At 69.9% G+C, this 20863-nt stretch carries 20 protein-coding genes; 9 read left to right on the forward strand and 11 right to left on the reverse strand.

Going from position 1 to position 20863, the window contains the following annotated elements; genetic code table 11:
- Window positions 1-7: 7 nt before the first annotated feature.
- Genes chrA through ACQP2E_RS20915 form a run of 4 tightly spaced genes read right to left on the reverse strand, consistent with a single transcriptional unit; the run spans window position 8 to window position 3826 of the window.
- Window positions 8-1399, reverse strand: coding sequence for a chromate efflux transporter (chrA, locus tag ACQP2E_RS20900; RefSeq protein ID WP_433824604.1), 1392 nt, complete (start codon window positions 1397-1399; stop codon window positions 8-10).
- An 18-nt stretch (window positions 1400-1417) separates the two neighbouring features.
- Complete coding sequence (locus tag ACQP2E_RS20905) at window positions 1418-1849, reverse strand: chromate resistance protein ChrB domain-containing protein (protein WP_433824605.1); 432 nt, start codon at window positions 1847-1849, stop codon at window positions 1418-1420.
- Window positions 1846-2328: a Chromate resistance protein ChrB gene (locus tag ACQP2E_RS20910; RefSeq protein ID WP_433824606.1), complete on the reverse strand. Its 483-nt coding sequence runs from the start codon at window positions 2326-2328 to the stop codon at window positions 1846-1848. The genes ACQP2E_RS20905 and ACQP2E_RS20910 overlap by 4 nt, the downstream gene beginning before the upstream one ends.
- A 46-nt stretch (window positions 2329-2374) precedes the next feature.
- Window positions 2375-3826: a GGDEF domain-containing protein gene (locus ACQP2E_RS20915; RefSeq protein WP_433824607.1), complete on the reverse strand. Its 1452-nt coding sequence runs from the start codon at window positions 3824-3826 to the stop codon at window positions 2375-2377.
- Window positions 3827-3966: 140 nt separating this feature from the next.
- Between ACQP2E_RS20915 and ACQP2E_RS20920 the strand changes: the two genes are divergently transcribed.
- On the forward strand, window positions 3967-5559 hold the full coding sequence (locus tag ACQP2E_RS20920) for a methyl-accepting chemotaxis protein (protein ID WP_433824608.1): 1593 nt from the start codon (window positions 3967-3969) through the stop codon (window positions 5557-5559).
- A gap of 4 nt (window positions 5560-5563) precedes the next feature.
- Here the strand turns inward: ACQP2E_RS20920 and ACQP2E_RS20925 are convergent, their stop codons facing one another.
- Together ACQP2E_RS20925 and ACQP2E_RS20930 are read right to left on the reverse strand one after the other, a co-directional pair.
- Window positions 5564-6808, reverse strand: coding sequence for a GAF domain-containing protein (locus ACQP2E_RS20925; RefSeq protein ID WP_433824609.1), 1245 nt, complete (start codon window positions 6806-6808; stop codon window positions 5564-5566).
- Window positions 6809-6851: 43 nt separating this feature from the next.
- The gene (locus ACQP2E_RS20930) at window positions 6852-8102 is read right to left on the reverse strand and encodes a multidrug effflux MFS transporter (RefSeq protein WP_433824610.1); all 1251 of its coding nucleotides are present in this window, start codon (window positions 8100-8102) and stop codon (window positions 6852-6854) included.
- A gap of 77 nt (window positions 8103-8179) precedes the next feature.
- Here ACQP2E_RS20930 and ACQP2E_RS20935 point away from each other — a divergent pair, with 77 nt between their 5' ends.
- Entirely contained in the window at window positions 8180-9316 is a 1137-nt protein-coding gene (locus ACQP2E_RS20935) for an ROK family protein (protein ID WP_433824611.1), read from the forward strand.
- A 35-nt stretch (window positions 9317-9351) separates the two neighbouring features.
- Here the strand turns inward: ACQP2E_RS20935 and ACQP2E_RS20940 are convergent, their stop codons facing one another.
- Window positions 9352-9531, reverse strand: coding sequence for a Flp family type IVb pilin (locus ACQP2E_RS20940; RefSeq protein WP_433824612.1), 180 nt, complete (start codon window positions 9529-9531; stop codon window positions 9352-9354).
- A 302-nt stretch (window positions 9532-9833) separates the two neighbouring features.
- On the opposite strand from ACQP2E_RS20940, the gene ACQP2E_RS20945 reads away from it, so the two are divergent.
- A complete protein-coding gene (locus ACQP2E_RS20945) occupies window positions 9834-10373 on the forward strand; it encodes a hypothetical protein (protein ID WP_433824613.1) in 540 nt (179 codons plus the stop codon).
- A gap of 53 nt (window positions 10374-10426) precedes the next feature.
- Window positions 10427-10804: a hypothetical protein gene (locus ACQP2E_RS20950; protein WP_433824614.1), complete on the forward strand. Its 378-nt coding sequence runs from the start codon at window positions 10427-10429 to the stop codon at window positions 10802-10804.
- Window positions 10805-10895: 91 nt separating this feature from the next.
- Here ACQP2E_RS20950 and ACQP2E_RS20955 read toward each other — a convergent pair whose 3' ends face one another.
- A complete protein-coding gene (locus ACQP2E_RS20955; RefSeq protein WP_433824615.1) occupies window positions 10896-11870 on the reverse strand; it encodes an aldo/keto reductase in 975 nt (324 codons plus the stop codon).
- 116 nt (window positions 11871-11986) lie between these two features.
- Between ACQP2E_RS20955 and efeU the strand changes: the two genes are divergently transcribed.
- The 3 genes from efeU to efeB are packed head-to-tail and all read left to right on the forward strand — an operon-like array spanning window position 11987 to window position 15212.
- Window positions 11987-12841: an iron uptake transporter permease EfeU gene (efeU, locus tag ACQP2E_RS20960; protein ID WP_433824616.1), complete on the forward strand. Its 855-nt coding sequence runs from the start codon at window positions 11987-11989 to the stop codon at window positions 12839-12841.
- Window positions 12842-12849: 8 nt separating this feature from the next.
- Window positions 12850-13983 carry an iron uptake system protein EfeO gene (efeO, locus tag ACQP2E_RS20965; RefSeq protein ID WP_433824617.1) on the forward strand — a complete coding sequence of 378 codons (1134 nt, stop codon included), beginning with the start codon at window positions 12850-12852 and terminating at the stop codon, window positions 13981-13983.
- Window positions 13980-15212: an iron uptake transporter deferrochelatase/peroxidase subunit gene (gene efeB, locus ACQP2E_RS20970; RefSeq protein WP_433824618.1), complete on the forward strand. Its 1233-nt coding sequence runs from the start codon at window positions 13980-13982 to the stop codon at window positions 15210-15212. The genes efeO and efeB overlap by 4 nt, the downstream gene beginning before the upstream one ends.
- A gap of 1 nt (window position 15213) precedes the next feature.
- Here efeB and ACQP2E_RS20975 read toward each other — a convergent pair whose 3' ends face one another.
- The 3 genes from ACQP2E_RS20975 to ACQP2E_RS20985 form a co-directional block, all read right to left on the reverse strand.
- Window positions 15214-16182 carry an aldo/keto reductase gene (locus tag ACQP2E_RS20975; RefSeq protein ID WP_433824619.1) on the reverse strand — a complete coding sequence of 323 codons (969 nt, stop codon included), beginning with the start codon at window positions 16180-16182 and terminating at the stop codon, window positions 15214-15216.
- 104 nt (window positions 16183-16286) lie between these two features.
- Complete coding sequence (locus ACQP2E_RS20980) at window positions 16287-18020, reverse strand: ABC transporter ATP-binding protein (protein WP_433824620.1); 1734 nt, start codon at window positions 18018-18020, stop codon at window positions 16287-16289.
- Complete coding sequence (locus tag ACQP2E_RS20985; RefSeq protein ID WP_433824621.1) at window positions 18017-19720, reverse strand: ABC transporter ATP-binding protein; 1704 nt, start codon at window positions 19718-19720, stop codon at window positions 18017-18019. The genes ACQP2E_RS20980 and ACQP2E_RS20985 overlap by 4 nt, the downstream gene beginning before the upstream one ends.
- Before the next feature lie 147 nt (window positions 19721-19867).
- Between ACQP2E_RS20985 and ACQP2E_RS20990 the strand changes: the two genes are divergently transcribed.
- Window positions 19868-20350 (forward strand): hypothetical protein, encoded by a 483-nt coding sequence (locus ACQP2E_RS20990; protein WP_433824622.1) that lies wholly within the window; start codon window positions 19868-19870, stop codon window positions 20348-20350.
- A gap of 61 nt (window positions 20351-20411) precedes the next feature.
- Complete coding sequence (locus tag ACQP2E_RS20995; protein WP_433824623.1) at window positions 20412-20846, forward strand: hypothetical protein; 435 nt, start codon at window positions 20412-20414, stop codon at window positions 20844-20846.
- Window positions 20847-20863: the final 17 nt, after the last annotated feature.

Here is a 20863-nt window from a genome sequence, read left to right on the forward strand (position 1 = left end):
TCGGGAGTCAGACGCCCGGCAGCCCCGCGAGCCCGGCGATCAGGCCCAGGACCGCGCAGAGCCCGAGCACCCGCAACACCGGCCACGACCGCCAAAAGATCAAAACCGCCGCTACCGCGGCAATTGCCAGGGGTACGGGACGAGCGGTGCCGAAGTCGGGAACAGTGAGATGCAGTGGACCCACGCCGACCTCGCGCACCTCGCCGAACAGCGTGTGCACGGCGAAGTAGAGGCCCAGGTTCGCGATGACGCCGACGACCGCGGCGGTGATGCCGGTGAGCGTGGCCGACAGCGACCGGTTGCCGCGCAGCCGTTCCACGTACGGCGCGCCGAGCAGGATGAACAGGAAACACGGCACGAACGTGACCCACGTGGTGAGCAGCGACGCGACAACGCCGGCGACCCACGGGTCCAGGCTGCCGGGGTTGCTGTACGCGCCGAGGAACGCGACGAACTGCACCACCATGATCAGCGGCCCCGGCGTGCTCTCGGCGAGGGCCAGGCCACGGACCATGTCCCCGGCGGACAGCCAGGCGTAGTGCTCGACGGCTCGCTGCGCCACGAACGCGAGCACCGCGTACGCCCCGCCGAAGGTGACCACGGCGGTGCCGGAGAAGAACAGGCCCTGCTGGGTGTACACGCTGCCGGTGCCGGTGAACACGGCGAACAGCGCGACCGGCACGAACCAGGCGGCCAGCCCGACCGTCAGGATCGTCGCGGTCCGGCGCCCCGACGGCCGGTCGTGGTGCAGCACGTCATCGGAGATCAGCGGCTCGGGTCCGGTCGTCGCCGAACCGTGCCCGCCGGTGGACTCGACCAGCCGCGGCCGCCAGCGGTGCAACGCCCAGCCCGCGAGGGCGGCCGCCGCGACCACGACCGGGAACGGCACCGCGAACCCGGCCAGGGCCAGGAACGCGAGTACCGCGAAGACGACAAGGGTCCGGTTCGTCAGCGCACGACCGGACAGCCGCCACACGGCTTGCACGACGATCGCCACCACCGCCGGGGCGAGACCGGCGAACAGGGCGGTCACCACCGTGGTGTCGCCGAAGCCGACATAGACGGCGGAGAGCGCCAGCAACGCGACCACACCGGGCAGCACGAACAGGGTTCCGGCGACCAGACCACCGCGCAGGCCGTTCAGCAGCCACCCGACGTAGATGGCGAGCTGCTGGGCTTCCGGGCCGGGCAGCAGCATGCAGTAGTTCAGCGCGTGCAGGAACCGTTTCGGCCCGATCCAGCGGCGTTCGTCGACGAGGTGCCGCTGCATGACGGCGATCTGCCCGGCCGGCCCTCCGAACGTCTGCAGCGAGATGCTGAACCAGACCCGGACAGCCTGCCCGAACGGCACGACGTCGCCAGGCGGCACGGCAGCGGTTCCGGGTTGGGTGGTCGTCACAGTGCGTCTCCTGCGAGGTCAGCCGGGCGGGCGGTTGAGCAGCACCAGCCGGCGCTGGTACTCGTAAAGGCCGTCGAAGATCGGTTCAGCCAGCGCGATCACCTGGTTGTCGTCGCAGGTCATCGACAGTCCGCGAAGGACGACGTCCAGGCCGGGGCCTTCCGGGGCGTCATAGCGTTCGTCGGCCAGGTCCGCCTCGTGCACGATCTCGGCGATCTTCCACAGCACCGGGTCGTGCAGTTCGTACCGGCGCAGAATCGTCTCGAACGAGCAGTCACCGTGGTGGTGGCCGAGAGCGGCCCCACGCATGTCGAACGGTGTCGCCCCGGCGGGAACAGCCATGCGGTCGTCGACGAACAGGAACTCCGCCTGCGCATCGATGTGCCGGCGAATCAGCCAGGCACACGCGGCCCTGTCGATGTGGACACCGGCGCGCGTCGCCCACCTCACGCGGTTTCCCGCACGGATGCGCCGGCGAGATCCTGCACCGCGAGCCGGGCCGACTCCCGCTGCGGCGGTGCGAAGTAGTCCCGCTCGGTGATCCGGCGCAGTTCGCCGCGCAGCCTGCGCACCAGCCGGCCACGGTCCGCTTCGTCGCCGGGGACGGCACGGGCCTGGTCGATCACCGACTGGTACTCGGTGGCGCGATCAGCCCGCATCCCGTCGATGATGGCCTGCTCCTGCTCGGCGTCGCCGGTCTCGGCGATCCAGATCATCGCGGTGCCACCGTTGTCGACCACCTCCTCGGCAACCCAGTCGAGCTGCTCCCGGGTCCGGTCGTCGGCGGGCAGGGCGACCAAGCCGTCCCCGAGCCGGGCCACGCCGAGGCGCTCGAGTTTGCGCCACACCGCGATCCGCGGCTGCGATGGCTCTCGCGGGATCCGGTACGACAGCAGCACCCACCGGACGATGTTCCCGACTCGCTTCACCCCAGCAATGTAACCGTGGTTACCGTTTCCATCAATGCTCGTCCGGTCAGCCTCGTTCGGACACGGCTTCGGCGCGCTGCTCGGTGTCGGCGGTGATGCGGGCTCGGCCGGCGCGTTTGCTCGTGTACAGAAGCTGGTCGGCTCGCTGCAGCAGCGCTCGCGGCCCCTCGCGGCCGTCCCAGCGGGCCAGGCCGGCCGAGAAGGTCTGGCGCTGCGGGGTGACGACCAGCAGCCGGTCGAGCACGCCGATCGCCGCGGCCTGTGTGCAGCCGGTGAGCAGCACACCGAACTCCTCGCCACCGTAACGGGCGAGCAGGTCGCCGTCGCGTACCTGTCCGCGCCAGGCGGTCGCGGCACCGGCCAGGAGTTCGTCACCGGCCTGGTGGCCGTACGTGTCGTTGTACTTCTTGAAGTGGTCCAGGTCGATCAGGGCGACGAACAGCGGCTCGCCGGTGGCCGCGCTGTCGGTGATCGCGGCGGCCAGGCGTTCGTCCCACTGGCGGCGGTTCGGCAGTCCGGTCAGCGCGTCGTGCTGCGCGAGTTGTGCCAGCCTGCGGGCTTGAGTTTCGACGCGGCGCAGCAGCCCCGCCATGCGTACTCCGACCAGCAGGAAAAGGAGGATCGAGCAGAGACCGGCGGCAAGCCAGTTCTCACCCGCGTGACCGGTGACGCCCCGGTAGAGGCCGACGGCCGGCGCCAGCAGGATGGTCACGATGAGCAGGATCAGCCGGGGCCGCACGAACGCCGGTGGCCGGGCCAGCGGCACGGTGAGCCGCCGCATCGACGGGTGCGACGCGGCGGCGGCGACCACGACGTTCGCCAGCAACGACAGCACGTCGGCCGGCCCGCTCTGCCCCGGCCGGGGGTCGCTCGCCACGAGCAGGACGTCGGAGACAGCCGTCAGCAGGAGTGCCACCAGCAGGAGCCGATAACTCGCCGTCCGCGCGCCGGGTGTGGTGACCAGCAGGGAGCAGAGAACGAACAGGGCGATGTCACCGGCGGCGATCACCACCGCATCCAGTTTCTGCGGCCAGGGCAGGCCCTGTTCGGCGACCACCGTACCCAGCACGAACGTCCAGTACAGCAGCCCGAGGCTGGTCGCCACCAGGCCGGCGTCGATCAGCGCCGTACGGTCGTGTGCCCGGGCACGTCCGCGGATCAGACCCACCAGGGCCCAGCACATCAGCGGATAACCGGCCATGTCCAACGCGTTGCTGATCAGTGATGAAGCCGGATGGGAGGTGGCCCGGTTGAGGACTGTGCTGGCCAGCCACACGGCCAGCCCGGCGACGAAGGTGTACCAGGTGCCGGGCTGATCGGGCCGGTAGAAGCGAACCGCGGCGACCACCGCGACGACACAACCCGCGCCGATCAGGCCGTAACCCGTCGCATGCCACCCGCCGCCGTCGGGCAGCAGCGCGTACACGATGGTCGCGGCGATGCCGGCGACCAGGCACGTCTGCCACGCCGGCACGCCGCGAAATCGGCTGATCGGCACAATCCGCTCATCGGCATCGCCGGTCACCGGCTGAGCCGCGGTCCGGTTGTCGTAGCGACGCGTTTCCGGGAAATCGTCAGGTTTGTCGGACGATTGCCGACAGGTCCCCTGTCGGACACATCCACGGCGAACGGAACGGCATGAGAAATCTGACGATCGGCCGGCGCTTGGCGGCGGGATTCGCCGTGGTGGTGCTCGCCATGGTGTCGCTGGTGGTCGTCGGGGTCGCCCAGGTCAACAAGATCAATGATGAGCTGACCGTCATCAACGACGTCAACGCCGTGAAGCAGCGTTACGCGATCAACTTCCGGGGAAGTGTGCACGACCGGGCCATCGCGATCCGCGACGTCGTGTACAGCACGACCGATGCGCAACTCGACGAAGAGACCGCCCTGATCACCGAGCTGGCGCAGAAGTACGCGGACTCCGAGACGAAGATGACGAGCATCTTCGCGGACTCGTCCAAGGTCAATGATGCGGAGAAGGCTGCCCTGGCCGACATCGCAGCGGTACAGGAGAGCACGAACCCACTGGTTGCGCAGATCATCGAGCTGCGGCAGGCCGGTTCGCGTACCCAAGCGGTCTCGCTCTTGAACGACCAGGCAAAACCCGCGTTCGTCGAGTGGCTGCGGGTCATCAACGTCTTCATCGACCTGGAAGAGGCGCAGAACAAGACCGAGACGGCCTCGGCCCGTGCCATCGGCGACAACTTCCTGCTGGTCATGGGGCTTGTGCTGCTGGCCGCGGCAGCGGTCGCCATCGCTGTCGCGTGGTTGATCACCCGCCGGATCACCCGGCCGCTCGGCGAGGCCGTCACGGTGATGGCGGCCGTCGCGGACGGTGACCTGAACCGTCGCCTCGACGCCGGCTCCGACGACGAGCTGGGGCAGATGGGCCGGTCGGTCAACGCGGCGCTGGAATCGATCAGTTCGACGATGAGCCGGTTGGCCGGAGGCACCGACACGCTCAGCTCGGCGAGCGAGCGGATGGGCCGGTTGTCGGCGCAGCTGGCCGAGGGCGCCAAGGAGTCCTCGGTGCAGGCCGACATGGTTGCGGCCTCCGCCGACGAGGTGTCGCGCAACGTGCACACCGTCGCCACCGGCTCGGAGGAGATGGGCGCGTCGATCCGGGAGATCTCGCAGAACGCGAACGAGGCTGCCACCGTCGCCGGCCGGGCGGTGACCGCGGTGCAGGTCACGACCGCGTCGGTGCAGCGTCTCGGCGACTCGAGCCGGGAGATCGGCGAGGTCGTCCGGACGATCACCAGCATCGCCGAACAGACCAACCTGCTGGCGCTGAACGCCACCATCGAGGCCGCCCGGGCCGGTGAGATGGGCAAGGGTTTCGCCGTCGTCGCCGGTGAGGTCAAGGACCTCGCCCAGGAGACCGCGCGGGCCACCGAGGACATCGCCCGCCGGGTGCAGACCATCCAGGCCGACACCGCCGGCGCGGTCAGCGCCATCTCCGAGGTGGCCGGCGTGATCGAGCAGATCAACTCGTACCAGACCACGATCGCGTCGGCGGTGGAGGAACAGACCGCCACCACCAATGAGATCAACCGCAGCGTCGCGGAGGCGGCCGGCGGCTCCGGGCAGATCGCCGCGAACATCGGCAGCGTGGCCGCCGTCGCGCGGACCACCACCGAACTGGTCAGCCAGTCGGAACAGGCGGTCGGCGAGCTGACCCAGGTCACCGCCGAGCTCCGTACGCTGGTGTCGCGTTTCCGTTACTGAGCGATCATCGGTTCAGGTACGCCGCCAGCCCACCGAGTTCCTCGCTGGCGATGAAGACCGAACGCACGTTGATGATGGCTTCCTCGACGTGCGAGGGACACCCCCACGCCGCGTCGCCCCACGAGTCAGCGATCTTGATTTCGGCCGGCGCGTCGCATCCGGCGCCACCGCCGAGCTGGCACCGTTCCGGATGCGGCTTCGCGGCCAGCGTGGCCGCTGCCGCGTCCATCCGGGCAGCGAGTTCCGCGGCCGCGGCAGCACGTTGCTCGGCCTCCGCGCGCAGCTCCCGCTCGGCCCGCATCGCCGCCGCCAGGTCGTCGTGCGCCGCCCGAGCCCGCGCCTCCGCAGCGCGTTCCGCCTGCTCACTGTGGTGCCGCTCGATGGCAAGAGCCGCCGTCCCAGCGAAAACCCGAGCCAAGGCAAGATCACCTTCTTGGGGTACGCGGGGAACCCGGTGATACATCGCGAAGGTGCCCAGCAGACCGCCATCCCGGGCCAGGATCGGCGTCGACCAGCACGCGGCGAGGCCCGCCCGCCCGGCCAATTCCCGGAAGTCGTCCCAGAACGGGTCGGTGCCGATGTCGGTGACGATGACCGGCTCGCGCCGGTGCGCCGCGGTCCCGCACGAGCCGACGCCCTCACCGGTGGCGATCCCGTCGATCGCCTCGTTGTAGAAGGCAGGCAGGCTGGGCGCGGCCCCGTGGCGCAGGTGACGACCGTCCGGGTCGGCGAGCAGCACCGAGACCAGCACCTCCTGCGGCGCGAGGTCCTCGATGCTGCGGGCCATCCCGTCGAGCACGTCGGTCAGCGGCGCCTGCCGGGCGATCTGCTCCAGCAGGGCACGATGTTCGGCCATCAGGTGCTGGGCGTGCCGGACCTGGGTGGTCTCCACGCCGATGACGCAGATTCCGGGCACGTCGCGGCGCGGCTCGCAGGTGAAGTCGAAGAACGCCTCCCGCCCGTCCAGCTCGACGCGGACGTCGCGGCCGGTGTACGGCTCACCCGTGGCCAGCACCTCATCCAGCGGGGCGATGAACCCTTGCTCGGCCAGTATGGGCGCGAGCTGCGCGAGCGGGATCCCGGTCCGGCCCTCATCGTCGCCGGTGGCCGCTCCGATGGCCGCTCCAATGGCAGCGAAGAACGCCGGATTGGCCGTCTCGACCAGGTGCGAGGGACCGGAGAGCAGGGCGAACACGGCGGTGGACTGCCCGAACAGCGCCCGCTGATCCTCTGCCGGATCTGCCGTCATGTGTGCTCTGGCCTCTCGTCTGGGGATGCGTGGAACCGCCAACCTACGGGAGCGTGGTCGTACCCACTTCACCCGGCTCCCTAACAGGTGAGATGTCCGGGTCGAGGGTGTTCTTGCGCAGCAGGATGCTGGTCACCGCCGCGCAGGTGAAGAAGAAGGCCATGCAGGACGCCATGGTCAGCACGGTCTGGCTGCCGAGCAGCCCGGTCAGCGGTGTGGTCAGCGCCCCGGCCAGGAACGGCAGCCCGCCGCCGAACGCCGACGCGGTGCCCGCGGCGCGCCGGCCGGCGTACTGGGCGATCGCGCCGTTCGACGGCAGGTACATGCCCAGCCCGGCGGTCATCACAGCGAGGCAGACCCACACCACGGCCAGCGGCGGCCGGTGGTCATCGGCCAGTACGGCGGCGGCGAACAGCGCCAGCACACCGGTCGTCTGCACGGCGATCGCACACCGGCGCAGCACGACCGGTCCGGTACGCATGACCAGAATCCGGAACGTCACGCTCGCGGTGACCATCGCGGTCGCGTTGGTCGCGAAGATGATCGTGTACATCGTGGTGCTGACACCGAGGCCTTCCTGCAGCACGAACGACGACCCGCCGATGTAGATGAAGAACCCGGCCGTGGTCATGCACTGGACCAGCACCGGAGCGGCGAAATGGCGATCGCGCAACAGGTCGGTGGCACGGTGCCGCAGCTGCGCCAGGCCGCCGGGGTGGCGTCGATCGGGCGGAAGCGTCTCCGGCAGCCGCAGGTACGCGGCGATCACCATGGCGGCGCCGACCGCGGCCAGGAACCAGAACACGATGCGCCAGCTCCCGACCGTGACGAGCACTCCGCCGATGGCGGGCGCGATGACCGGCCCGATCAGCGACACCGACGACAGGGTGCCGAACATGGCCGAGGCGGCCCGGCCTTTCCAGGCGTCGTTGACCACGGCCCGGCCGACCGCCACGGCGGTTCCAGCGGCGATGCCCTGCACGGCACGCTCGGCGACGAACAGCCAGTCGCTGGTGACCAGCGCGCACAGCACGGACAGCACGGTGAACGCCACGGAAGCCGCGATGATCAGGCGCCGCCGGCCCCGCGAGTCACTGACCGGCCCGGAGAGCAGCTGGCCGGCGGCCATGCCGACGATGAATGCCGTCATCGTCAGCTGCGCCATCGACGAGGTGGTGCCGAGGGTGGCCTGCACCTCGGGCAGCGAGGCGATGTAGGTGTCGGTCGACAGGGTGCTGGTGCCGGTCACCAGCACCAGCGCCACCATGCTCGGCTTCCGCATTAAAGATGACATCACTCAAACTCTCCGTTGGATCCTTCTCCAGTCTGCTGTTCAGCGAGCTGCACCCAGCACTGGGTTACAGTGACTTCATGGAAATAGGCACCGACGAACGGGTACGCACCTTCGTCGCCTACTCCCCCGGCACGACCCGCGCCGAGATCGGGCAGCAGCTCCGGCTGGCCGCACCCACCGTCACCAGTGCCGTGCGCCGGCTGCTCACCACCGGCGACATCGTCGAGGACACCGGCACCGGCGCCCGGCAGGCACCCGGCCGGCCCTCCCGGCTGCTGCGCGCGCCCGGACCGGACCCGCTGCTCGGCCTGATCCACTGGCAGGACGGTGCCGCACACATCTCCCTGCTCGGCTTCGACGGCAGCGTGCGCCTCACGATCCCGCTCACCGAGGCCGCGTCACCGGCCGGGACCGACGACCTCGACGCGGCCGTCACTCAGCTGCGCCACGCGGCCGGCAAGCAGCCCGGCACCACGCTCACCGCGATCGTGATCAGCGCGCCCGCACCGCTGCGGCACAGCACCGGCGGCACCGGGCCCGCCTTCGCCGTCAGCATCACCGCCGATCTGCGGCACCGGCTGGCCCGCCGCCACGAACTGCCGGTGCTCGTCGAGAACGACGCCAACCTCGCCGCGCTCGGCGAGCTCCACCACGGCGACCCCGCCGCGCGGTCCGGCAACTTCCTCTATCTGGCGATCGGCAAACGCGGCTTCGGCGCCGCGATCATCCTGGGCGGCACCCTGGTCCGAGGAGCCCATGGGTACGCCGGAGAACTCGCCCACCTGCAGATCGACACCGACGGTCCGCTGTGTGCGTGCGACGGCCGTGGCTGCCTGCGGTCACAGATCGACTCGCTGGTCATGGACACGGCTCAGGCGGCGTTCACGCGTACCATCGCCTTCTCCGACCTGGCCGGCCTCGCCGTGAGTGGCAACGCGGGAGCATCGCGGATCTTGCATGACATCGGCCGGGCGCTCGGCAGGCCGCTGGCGCACCTGTGCACCTTCCTCGACCCGGAACGCGTCATCGCCGACACCACCATCGGTCCCGCGATCGAACCGATCGTGGCCGGCATCCGCGAGGCCTTCACCACGCACGCCCCACCGGTGATCGCCCGTGACGTCACGATCACCCTCAGCCGCCTCGGCAGTGCCGCCGAGCTGCGCGGAGCGCTGGAGCTACCACGCGAAACCGCCCGCCGCCCTCCGGTGTGAGGGCGACGGGCGGCGGGGGCGTGTTCGTCAGTGCGTCAGATGGCGGCCATCAGCGTCGTGATCAGCGCGACGATGTCCTGGCGGAGGCTGGTCACTGCCAGGATCAGGCCGCCGGCGATCAAGGCCGCCAGCAGCGAGTACTCCACCGCGGTCGCGCCCTCGTCCGACTTGTGCGCGGCGCGGATGTACGAGACGAGAACGGTGACGAGTTCCACGGTCAATCCCCCAGGTTCTGGCTGGCCGTCCGGCTTGGCGGCCTTGCGCCAGACCTATCGGGCCGCCGAGCCGTTCGCTTGAGAGCGGAAGAGTTGCACCGGGTTGCGGATCGGCTGCCGGATGGCTCGGCCTCATCGCACCCGTGGAGGTCTTGTGCGCTTGGGCCGGCGGGGCAGCCCGAAAAACACACGCACGCCGCGGTCTGTCCCGCTCAGCGGCCCTTCCGTCGTCCCTGCCGGCCGACGCCACCCATCCGCGGCAGATGGTTGGCAGGAGCCCACCGGCCATGAAGAGTTGCTCCATGACGTGCATCGTCGGGATTACGGACGGAAAGGTCGTCACCATCGGTGGGGACTCGGCGGGGAGCGACGGATGGCACGTCGCGGTGCGGTCGGATTCCAAGGTGTTCCAGGTGGGCCCTTACCTGATGGGCTTCACCACCAGCTATCGGATGGGTCAGCTGCTCCGCTACTCCCTGAACGTCGGTGAGCCCGACACCTGGGACGTCGACCGGTTCATGGTGACCACGTTCATCGAGGCCGTCCGCGAATGCCTCTCCACGGGCGGTTACGCGAAGACCGACAACGGCCAGGAACAGGGCGGCCAGTTCCTCGTCGGCATTCATGGCCGCCTCTATGTCGTCGGCGCCGACTATCAGATCGGGCACACCATCTCGGGATACGCCGCGGTCGGGTCCGGTTACCTGGTCGCCCTGGGCTCACTGCACTCCACGGCCAGGTCGCCGATCAGTAGCCAGCAACGAGCGGTGATGGCGCTCGAGGCGGCGGCCGAACTCACCGAGGGCGTCCGGCCACCCTTCACCGTGGTGCAGTCGGACTGAAACGGCTGACTACACCTTCGAAGCCCTGCGGCCTTCGTTACGCGGAGCCCATCATGGCAGCGTCACGGCGAGCGGAGGATGCGGTGCACCCCGAGGAGAACACGTACGTCCAGGATCAGAATGCCCGCGTGGACCCGATGTACACCCTCGGGACGATCACCGTCGCCGGCCTGCGCGACATCCTGGCCGACATGCCCGGCGACGCCGTTGTTGTCGTCGCGGAGCACGGACCGGAGCACGGACCGGAGCACGGACCGGATGACGAAGCGGATAGGGACGGCTGTTCTCCCCTGGCCGATGTGGAGGAGGCCTGGTATTTCCCGGCCACCGGCGAGTCCGTTCCACTCGGCCGGGACTCCGCCGGCAACGTCCACGAGCCAGGCACGCGCGACCTGTACGCCGTGGTGCTGCGGGCCGCCGGCCGCCACTGACCGTCTTCCGCGCCGAGCGAGCCTTGGCGACAACGCCGCGCCCGGAGGCGGACGCGGCGGGATCCGGTCCCGCCGCATCCAACAATCCGGATCAGCGTTCGATGGCCTTCATCTGCGCCTCGTTGTGATGCTCGCCCTCGGCAGGGGTCAGCGCGTCCAGCGCAGCGATCTGCTCGGCCGTCAGCACCACCGCGTCCGCCGCGACGTTCTCCTCCAGCCGGCTCACCCGCTTGGTCCCCGGAATCGGGACGATGTCCTCACCCTTGGACAGCAGCCACGCCAGCGCGACCTGCGCCGGGGTGGCGCCCACCTTCTCCGCGAGCGCCCGCACCTCATCAGCACTGCGCACATTCCGCTCGAAGTTCTCCCCGGTGAACCGCGGGTTGGTCTTGCGGAAGTCGCTGTCGGCGAGATCGGCGGTGGTCCGCAGCGTTCCGGTGAGGAAGCCCCGGCCGAGCGGTGAGTAACCGACCAGCCCGATGCCCAGCTCGCGCAGCACCGGCAGCACCTCCTCCTGGTCGCGGGTCCAGAGTGAGTACTCCGACTGCACGGCCGTGACCGGGTGCACGGCGTGCGCCCGCCGAATCGTGGAGATCCACGCCTCGGACAGCCCGATGTATCGGATCTTGCCCTCGGCGACGAGCCCGGCGAGCACGCCCATGACGTCCTCGATCGGCGTGCCGGGGTCGACCCGGTGCTGGTAGTACAGGTCGATGTACGAGGTGCCGAGCCGCTTGAGTGAACCTTCGACCGCGATCCGGATGTTCTCCGGGCTGCTGTCCAGCCCGCCGGGAGCACCGCCGGTGTGCGAGATGAGGCCGAACTTGCTGGCCAGCACGACCTGATCGCGTCGTCCTCGCAGCGCCTGGCCGACCAGTTCCTCGTTGACGTACGGCCCGTAGACCTCCGCGGTGTCGATCAGGGTGACGCCGAGGTCGATCGCCCGATGGATGGTCCGGATCGACTCGGCGTCGTCGCTGCCGGCGCCGGTGTAACCGTGCGACATCCCCATCGCACCCAGGCCGATCCGGCCCACCTCGAGTTTTCCGAGCTTCGCAGTACGCATGCGGTCCAGTCTGCCAGCGAATCGAGCCACCGGCAGCCCCTGGACTGTTAGGCCAGGCATGCCTAATCTACAGTCTGTAGGAGCAAGGTTAGGCAAGCCTAAAAGGAAGAGAGTCGATGCTCGCCACCTACCTCATCGGCCTGCGCGAAGGGCTCGAGGCCACTCTGGTGGTCAGCATCCTGATCGCGTTTCTCGTGAAGGCCGGCCATAAGGACCGCCTCCCCCAGGTCTGGGCCGGCGCCGGACTCGCCGTCGCGCTCTCCGTGCTGTTCGGATGGTTGCTCAGCTACACGTCGACCACCCTGCTGCGCGACTACGACCAGCGCGAGCTCTTCGAGGCGATCACCTCGATCCTGGCCGTCGTCTTCGTCACCTGGATGATCTTCTGGATGCGCCGGGCCGCCCGCTCGATCGCCGGCGACCTGCGCGGCAAGCTCGCCGACGCCCTCCAAGTCGGCTCGATCGCGGTCGCGGTGATGGCGTTCCTCGCCGTCGTCCGCGAAGGACTCGAGACCTCGCTGATCTTCTACTCCGCGGTGCAGGGCGCCGACATCAACGGCGGCCCGCTGTACGCGCTGCTCGGCGGCATCGCCAGCGCGATCCTGATCGGCTTCCTGATGTACGCCACCGCGATCCGCATCAACCTGACCGTCTTCTTCACCATCACCGGCACGCTGCTCATCCTGGTCGCGGCCGGGATTCTCAAGTACGGCGTCCACGACCTGCAGGAGTCCGGTGTCCTGCCCGGACTGAACAGCCTCGCCTACGACATCAGCACCACCCTCGACCCCTCGGCCTGGTACACGGCGCTGCTCACCGGCATGTTCAACGTCACCCCGGCCGCCACGGTCCTCGAGGTCGCGGCGTGGGTCCTTTACGCCGTACCCGTGCTTGTTCTCTTCTTGCGTCCCTCCGGGCGCAAGAAACCCGCCGAGCGCAAGCAGACCCCCGTTCCCGCGCCGCAGCCCTAGGAGAAATAGTGCGCACAACCCCCCTCGCCGTCACCGCCGTCGCGGCGCTCGGCCTGACGCTGACCGCCTGCGGCTCGGGCGACGCCGACACCGAGACAGCAAGCGGAGGCCCGATCACGGTCGCCGCGACCGACACCGCCTGCGAGGTCGCGAAGACCTCGGTCGACGCCGGGACCAACGTCTTCGCCATCACCAACAAGGGCAACAAGGTCACCGAGTTCTACGTCTACGCCGCCGGTGACCGGGTGATGGCCGAGGTCGAGAACATCGCGCCCGGTCTGTCGCGCAACCTGCACGTCGAGTTGCCGGCCGGCACCTACGAGACCGCCTGCAAGCCCGGCATGATCGGCAAAGGCATCCGCGGCCAGCTCACCGTGTCCGGCTCGGCCGCGCCACTGACCGACGACGCCGCGCTGCTCGCCGCCACCGAGAGCTACTCGCGCTACGTCAAGAGCCAGACCGGCGCCCTCGAGGAGAAGACCACCGAGTTCGTCGCCGCGGTCAAGGCCGGCAAGGCCGACGAGGCCAAGGCGCTGTTCCCGGTCGCCCGCACCTACTGGGAGCGCATCGAGCCGGTCGCCGAGATCTTCGGCGACCTCGACCCGCGCATCGACGGCCGCGAGGAGGTCACCGAGGAAGGCCTCACCTTCGGTGGCTTCCACCGCATCGAGAAGGACCTCTGGGAGACCAAGGACATCTCCCGGTCCGGCCCGATCGCCGACCAGCTGCTGACCGACGTCAAGGAGGTCGTGCAGAAGGCGAACGCCGAGAAGCTGTCCCCGCTGCAGCTCGCCAACGGCGCGAAGGCACTGCTCGACGAGGTCGCGGCCGGCAAGATCACCGGCGAGGAGGACCGGTACTCACACACCGACCTCTGGGACTTCAACGCCAACATCGAAGGCTCCAAGGCCGCCATCGCCTCGCTGCGCCCGGTCCTCGAAGAGCGTGACCCGGAGCTGGTCAAGACGCTCGACACCGAGTTCACCAACGTCGACACCACCCTCGCCAAGCACCGCTCCGGCGACGCGTGGAAGCTGCACACCGACCTGTCGCAGGCCGACCTGAAGGAACTCTCGGACGCCATCAACGCCCTCGCCGAGCCGATCAGCCAGGTGGCCGCTGTGGTCGCCAAGCAGGCATGACCGGAATCAATCGCCGCCGCGCCCTCACCCTTGCCGGGGTGGGCGCGGCCGGCGTTGCCGGCGCCGCTGTCGCCGCAACCCAATTCAAAGGCGACAGCGAGGGTACGCCCGACGCCGTCGCGTTCGCCGGAGAGCACCAGGCCGGCATCGTCACCCCGGCGCAGGACCGCCTGCACTTCGTCGCGTTCGACGTGGTCACCAAGGATCGCGACCGGCTGATCCGGATGCTGAAGGAGTGGACGGCAGCGGCCGCCCGGATGACAGCGGGCAAGGACGCCGGCGAGATCGGCGCTGTCAACGGCATCCCGGAGGCGCCGCCGGACGACACCGGCGAGGCCCTCGACCTGCCGCCGGCCTCGCTGACCCTGACGATCGGCTTCGGGCCGGCACTGTTCCAGCGCTTCGGGTTGAGTTCGCTACGACCGCCGGCGCTGGAGGAACTCCCCCGGTTCACCGGTGACACCCTCGACGCCGCCATCTCCGGCGGTGACATCTGCGTGCAGGCGTGCGCCAACGATCCGCAGGTCGCGGTGCACGCGATCCGCAACCTGGCCCGCATCGGCATGGGCGCGGTGAGTGTGCGCTGGTCACAGCTCGGGTTCGGGCGTACCTCGTCGACCACGACCGGGCAGGTCACCCCGCGCAACCTGTTCGGCTTCAAGGACGGCACCCGCAACCTCAAGGCCGAGCAGGCCGACCTGCTGCGCGACCACCTCTGGGTGCAGCCCGGCGACGGCCCGGACTGGATGGCCGGCGGCTCCTACCTGGTCAGCCGCAAGATCCGCATGATCATCGAGACCTGGGACCGGTCGTCACTCGCCGAACAGGAAATGATCGTCGGCCGGCGCAAGGGCACCGGCGCGCCACTCGGCAGCGACGACGAGTTCGAGGAACCCGACTTCACCGCGGTCGGCGCGGACGGCACCGAACTGATCGCGAAGACCTCACACGTGCGGCTGGCCCACCCGGACACCAACGCCGGCGCCCGGATGCTGCGCCGCGGCTACAACTTCGTCGACGGCTCGGACGGCCTCGGCCGGCTCAACGCGGGACTGTTCTTCATCGCGTACCAGCGCGATCCGCGTACCGCCTTCATCCCGGTCCAGCGCAGCCTGGCGGCCGGCGACGAGATGAACGAGTACGTCCGGCACGTCTCCAGCGCCCTGTTCGCCTGCCCACCGGGCCTCACCACCCCCGACGACTACTGGGGCCGCGCCCTGTTCGCCTGAGTCACCACCAGTAGTTGTCCTGCGCGGTGTAGCCCCCTTCGAGAGCGGCGATCTCACCGCCGGACAGCTCCAGGTCCAGCGCGGCGACCGCGTCCTGCAGGTGGTGCGGCTTCGTGGCGCCCACGATGGGGCAGGAAACCACCGGCTTGGACAGCACCCACGCCAGGGCGACCTGCGCCATCGGGACCGCGCGGTCCTCGGCCACCTGCTGGACGGCGTCCACCACCGGCTGGTCGACGTCGCGGTCGAACGCCTTGGCGACGGCGTCCGACGACGACCGCGCGGTCTGCTCACCCCACGGCCGGGCAGCGCGGCCCTTCGCCAGCGGCGAGTACGGCGTCAGCCCGACACCCTGGTCGAGGCACATCGGGATCATCTCCCGCTCCTCCTCGCGTTTGAGCACGTTGTACTGGTCCTGCATGGCCGCGAACGCCGTCCCGCCGTTCACCGCCGCGGCGAGCTGCATCTTCGCGAACTGCCACGCCCACATCGACGACGCACCGAGATACCGCACCTTGCCCGCGCGGACCAGGTCGTCCAGCGCGGACATGGTCTCCTCGACCGGGGTCTCGCCGTCGAAGCGGTGCACGTAGTAGACGTCGATGTAGTCGGTGCCGAGTCGGCGCAGCGACGCCTCCGCCTGCTCGAGAACGGCCTTGCGGGACAGCCCGCTGCCACCGGGCCCGTCATGCATCCGGCCACTGACCTTGGTGGCGAGCACGATGTCCTCACGGCGGGCGAACCGGCCGATCGCCCGTCCGACGAACTCCTCCGACGTGCCGCCCTGGTAGACGTTCGCGGTGTCCCAGAACGTGACCCCGAGCTCGACAGCCTGCCGGAAGAACGGCGCCGCCGCGTCCTCGTCAAGCGTCCATTGATGCATGCCGGCCCCGGCCTCGCCGTAACTCATGCACCCCAGCCCGACCCGGCTGACCTTCAGCCCGGTCCGCCCCAGCCGCGTGTACTTCACCTCAACACCCCTCGACGATCGCCATGCCCCTATCGGATCACACCGCCGGTGACGACACGTGGTGGCAGCCGACCGTCCCAGGGCAGCAGGCCCGGCGAAATGCCCTAATGGCGAGCCGACCAGGCCGCCCACAGCTGGGCGTACCGGCCGCCGCCGGCGACCAGCTCGGCGTGCGGTCCGCTCTCGACGATCGCGCCGTGCTCCATCACGATGACGCGGTCGGCCGACGCCGCCTGGGTGAGGCGGTGCGCGACCACCAGCGCGGTACGCCCTTCCAGCACCGCCGTGGCCGCCTGCTCCAGATCACGCGCTCCCGCGCTGCCCGCCTCGGCGGTCGCTTCGTCGAGGACCACGACCGGCGGGTCCAGCAGGATCACCCGGGCCAGCGCCAGCTGCTGGGCACGGGCCGCGGTCAGCAGATGCCCGCCGTCGCCGACCACGGTGTCCAGGCCGTCGGGGAGTTCGCGCGCCCAGGACAGCGCGCCGACCCGGGACAGCGCCTCGGCCACCTCGTCGTCGGTGGCGCCCGGCCGGGCCAGTCGCAGATCCTCCACCAGGGGACCGGCGAACACGTGCGTCTCCTGGCTGACGATGGCGATCGTGTCGGCGGGCAGGTCCGAGACTGCGATGCCGCCGATGGAGGCGTACCCATGCAGGGGCCGCAGGATGCCCGCGGCGAGGGAGGCGGCGGTGGTTTTGCCCGCGCCGGTGGAACCGACGAGCGCGACCGTCTCGCCGGGCGCGACCCGCAGGGACACGTTGCGCAGCACCGGCGTGGGACCGCCGTAACCGAAGGTGACGTCGTCGAGAACGAGTTCGCAGCCGGCCGGCGACCTGCCCACTCCACGACGTTCGATGTCCATGCCGAGCACGCCGACGAGCCGGGCCAGGCTGGCGCCCGCGTCCTGCGCCTTGTCGAAGGTGACCATGAGCAGGGCGATCGGCCCGAACAGGCGGTGGAACAGCAACGCCGCTGCGGATACCTCACCGACAGTGACGCCGCCCGAGCGAGCGAGCACGAATCCGGCCACCAGCACGGCGGCGAGACCGGCGAGTTCGGCGCGGTTGATCCGGCCGATGAAGCGGGTGTAGAGCGCGAAGACGTTGATCGAGATGTCGCGGGCGCGGGCCGACGCGGTCTCGATGCCGGCGAGGTGCCGGTCCTCCAGGCGATAGGTGTGGACCGTGCGGGTGCCCTGCATGCTCTCGACGAACAGCTGGGATCGTTCGGCGATCGCGACCCGCTCCGCGGCATAGGAGGGTGCGGCGCGCGGAAGGTACCAGCGCAGCCCGATCACGTAGAGCGGCACCGCAACCGCACCGGCCAGGCCGAGCCGCCAGTCGATGCCGGCGATCGCGGCAAGGCTGATCACCGACAGCAGCACCGCCGAGATCATGCCGGGCAGCACGTCCGAGACGGCCTTGCCGATCGCGGCGATGTCCGCGCCGACCCGCGACAGCAGATCGCCGCGCCCGGCCCGGTCGAGCACCAGCGCAGGCAGCCGCAGAGCGGTCGCGACGGTACTTTCCCGCAGGTCAGCAAGGATCCGCGAACCCAGCCGGTTGATCAGATATCCGCCGAATCCGGTCGCCGCGCCACCCACCACGGCAGCGACCACGATGGTCACCCCGACTTTCACGATCGCGCCCGCATCGGCGCCGGCTCGGACCCGGTCGACAAGCAGACCCAGAGCGTACGCGGGAACGACCGAAGCCCCGGCGGCCAGCAACCCGGTGACCAGGGTGAACGCCGTCTCTCTCGGGCGGGACCGCAGTTCGGTGGCCAGCCAGCCCCGGGTCTCCCGCGGGCCGGTGATGGGAAGCAGCTGATCGGTCACCGCAGCACCGTCCGTCGATAGATGTCATCACCGGCGCTGAGTGAAGCGTGCGAACCCGACGCGGTGACCGTGCCGTCTCCGATGACCACGACCCGGTCGGCCGCGGCGAGCAGAGCCGGGCTACTGGTGATCACAACAGTGCCGAACCCGCTGCCGCGCCCGTTTTCTGGACCGTGCCGCAGCGCCCGGATCCCGCCGGCGATCGCGTGTTCGGTGACCGCGTCCACAGCGGTCGTCGGGTCGTGCAGCACCAGCAGCGGCGGCCGCGCGAGCAGCGCGCGGGCCAGTGCGACCCGCTGCCGCTGACCGCCGGAGAGATTGGCGCCGCGTTCGGCGACAGGCGCTTCGAGGCCGTCCGGGTGCAGGCCGGCGACCTCGTCGGCGGCCGCGGCGCGCAGCACCTCGGCGAGCCGGCCGGCCCCGTCGCCGCGGACGTCGATGTTGGAGGCGAGCGAGCCGGTGAACAGGTCGGTGCGGTGCGGTTCGACGTGCAGCAGCCGGCGGGCCCGGGCGCGGCCGACGGTTTCCAGGGGTTCGCCGCCGAGCAGGAGATCACCCTGATATCCGTCGGGCACGGCCAGCAGCCGCATCAGCGCTTCGGCATCGGAGGGCCGGCTGGCGACGACACCGACGAACTCGCCGGGCTCCACCTGGAGGTCGAGGCCGGCGAGCGAGCCGTACGTGACGCCGCGCAGGCGAAGATCGCAAACGACGTCGACGGGATCAGCGGCACCGGCCGGCAGAATCAACCCGGCCTGTACCACCGACGCGACCCGGTCAGCCGCGGCCCGGGCCGCGGCGACCCAGCTCGGCACCACAGCCAGTGTCCCGAACGGTTCGATGAGGAACTGCGCGGACCCGATCACCGTGATGAACTGGCCGGCTGTGATCCGGCCGGTCAGCGCGAACCAGCCGGCCGCGACGGCGACACCACCGGCCAGCAGGGTGCTCAGGGCCGTGGAGGCGCCCAGGTACGCGTTCTGCGTACGCGACGCTCGTAATGTCGCGGCGAGTGAGCCGCGGCTGACCAGCCGGTAACGCGCGGAGGCCGCGTCCTGTGCGCCGATGCCCCGCAGCGGACGCATCCCGGTGACCAGGTCGGTGGCCAGCGACGTGGCCCGGCCGGCCTGGTTCTGCTGGTCGGCGACGCGCCGGGCGATCAGCGGCGCGGTGAGGTTGAGGATCGCCAGCACCACCGGCGTGGCTACCAGCACGATCACCCCGAGCGGTGCCGAGATCACCAGCAGCGTGATCGCGCTGACCGCCACCGCCAGCACCGCGCTGGTGATCCGCGGAATGTGATCGAGGAAATAGGACGTCAGCTCGGCGTCCGTGGTGGACACCGTGAGCAGGTCACCGGCGTGCCGGTCGGTACGCAGCCCGCGCGGGTGCAGGATCTGCGCGGCGACCTCGACCCGCAGCCGGTGACCCTCCTCGGCGATGGCCCGCTGCAGGTGCCGCGCGCCGAACCGGTAGGTGACCGCCAGCACGAGGTACGTCACCGCGAGGACCGTGATCCAGATCAGCAGCGCGGTCAGGTTGCCGGGCCCGACGGCCTGGTCGACGATCACCCCGATCACCACCGGAACCAGAGCAGCGCAGATCTGATAGACGCCGGCCAGGCCGGTACCGGTCCAGAGGTGCCGGCCGTTGCGGGCGACGGCCCGGCGCAGGATCGCGGTGCCGGGTGCCTTCAGCATTGCTCGCCAAGCCCCTAACTAGAAGATCAAGTTAGGCCAGCCTAACTGCCGGGGTCCTCAGGCGCCGCATCCGTCTGCTCCTGCTCCTTCGTCAACTCCGGCGACATCGGGGGCGCGCGGCCGACCGCTCCCCCTAACCTGATGAACATGTCGTACGTCGCCACCCGTGACGGCCGCAAGAACCGCAGCGCCGCACACCGGGCCCCATCCGTCCCTGACCGGATCGACGACCTGCACGGAAGCAGCATCGGCGTCCTCGAGGTGCCACATCACATGGCTTGCGGGCACGCCAGCCGCCGCCAATATGAGCTCGACGATCCCATCCAGTTGCGGCACGCGTACGAGCAGGTCTTGTGTGAAGCCGCCGGCTGCGCCGAGGTCGAGGACCTGATCAATCCGGCGCTGCTGCGCCGGGTGTGGCGTGATCTGCACCTGCCGTCCCGGGTCCGCGAGGCGTGGGAGACCCAGCACCCGGGCCTGCGCCGCACCATCAACCGCACAGCCTCGTCGTCCTCGTCTGCCGATGTCACCGGCCGCGTCAGCACGAACCGGCCGGCCAAACGCGGTTCCAGCCGCCCGGGCCGGGTCCAGATCGTGCGACCGGCAGCCCGGGTCAGAACAGCCGCATGACGGTCAGGAGTCATCTCTGCGGGAGGATGACGCGGGGTGCTCACTCACCAAGGCTAAGCGGATGCGGCGCATCCACCCCACCCACGTGGTCGACGTCTTCGCCTACGTGACAGTGCTCAACCTCGCCGTTGAACATGTCCCCGCCGTGATCAGCGAAGGCTTCACCCTCTCGCTGCTGACCGCGCTACTGCTGAAGATCGCCCTCGAACTGGTCCTGATCATCAAACAACGCATCCTCGGCCGGATGCGCGAAGCGACCACCAGAACCGCCAAAGTCGTCTCCGGCGCAGCCCTCTGGACAGTCGCCGCAGGCAGCAAGTTCGTCGTCCTCGAACTGGTCGACATCGTCTTCGGCGACGCGGTGAGCCTCGGCGGCTTCTTCTCGGTGACCCTGCTGATCGTCACCCTGCTACTGACCCGCTCAGCGGTACGCCACCTGCTCACCGACACTCCCGCCGGACAGCCCGCGAGGCCAGGACCCAGTGTGTCGATTTAGGGTGCAATCCGCACCCA

The organism is Actinoplanes sp. CA-015351, from assembly GCF_050955685.1.
Lineage (GTDB): Bacteria > Actinomycetota > Actinomycetes > Mycobacteriales > Micromonosporaceae > Actinoplanes.

Bases quoted from the DNA above. Each gene is read 5' to 3' on its own strand.
- ACQP2E_RS20920 (WP_433824608.1), top strand. From the start codon at position 3,967: ATGAGAAATCTGACGATCGGCCGGCGCTTGGCGGCGGGATTCGCCGTG.
- ACQP2E_RS20925 (WP_433824609.1), bottom strand. From the start codon at position 6,808: ATGACGGCAGATCCGGCAGAGGATCAGCGGGCGCTGTTCGGGCAGTCC.
- ACQP2E_RS20930 (WP_433824610.1), bottom strand. From the start codon at position 8,102: ATGTCATCTTTAATGCGGAAGCCGAGCATGGTGGCGCTGGTGCTGGTG.
- ACQP2E_RS20935 (WP_433824611.1), top strand. From the start codon at position 8,180: ATGGAAATAGGCACCGACGAACGGGTACGCACCTTCGTCGCCTACTCC.
- ACQP2E_RS20945 (WP_433824613.1), top strand. From the start codon at position 9,834: ATGACGTGCATCGTCGGGATTACGGACGGAAAGGTCGTCACCATCGGT.
- ACQP2E_RS20950 (WP_433824614.1), top strand. From the start codon at position 10,427: ATGGCAGCGTCACGGCGAGCGGAGGATGCGGTGCACCCCGAGGAGAAC.
- ACQP2E_RS20955 (WP_433824615.1), bottom strand. From the start codon at position 11,870: ATGCGTACTGCGAAGCTCGGAAAACTCGAGGTGGGCCGGATCGGCCTG.
- efeU (WP_433824616.1), top strand. From the start codon at position 11,987: ATGCTCGCCACCTACCTCATCGGCCTGCGCGAAGGGCTCGAGGCCACT.
- efeB (WP_433824618.1), top strand. From the start codon at position 13,980: ATGACCGGAATCAATCGCCGCCGCGCCCTCACCCTTGCCGGGGTGGGC.
- ACQP2E_RS20985 (WP_433824621.1), bottom strand. From the start codon at position 19,720: ATGCTGAAGGCACCCGGCACCGCGATCCTGCGCCGGGCCGTCGCCCGC.
- ACQP2E_RS20990 (WP_433824622.1), top strand. From the start codon at position 19,868: ATGTCGTACGTCGCCACCCGTGACGGCCGCAAGAACCGCAGCGCCGCA.
- ACQP2E_RS20995 (WP_433824623.1), top strand. From the start codon at position 20,412: ATGCGGCGCATCCACCCCACCCACGTGGTCGACGTCTTCGCCTACGTG.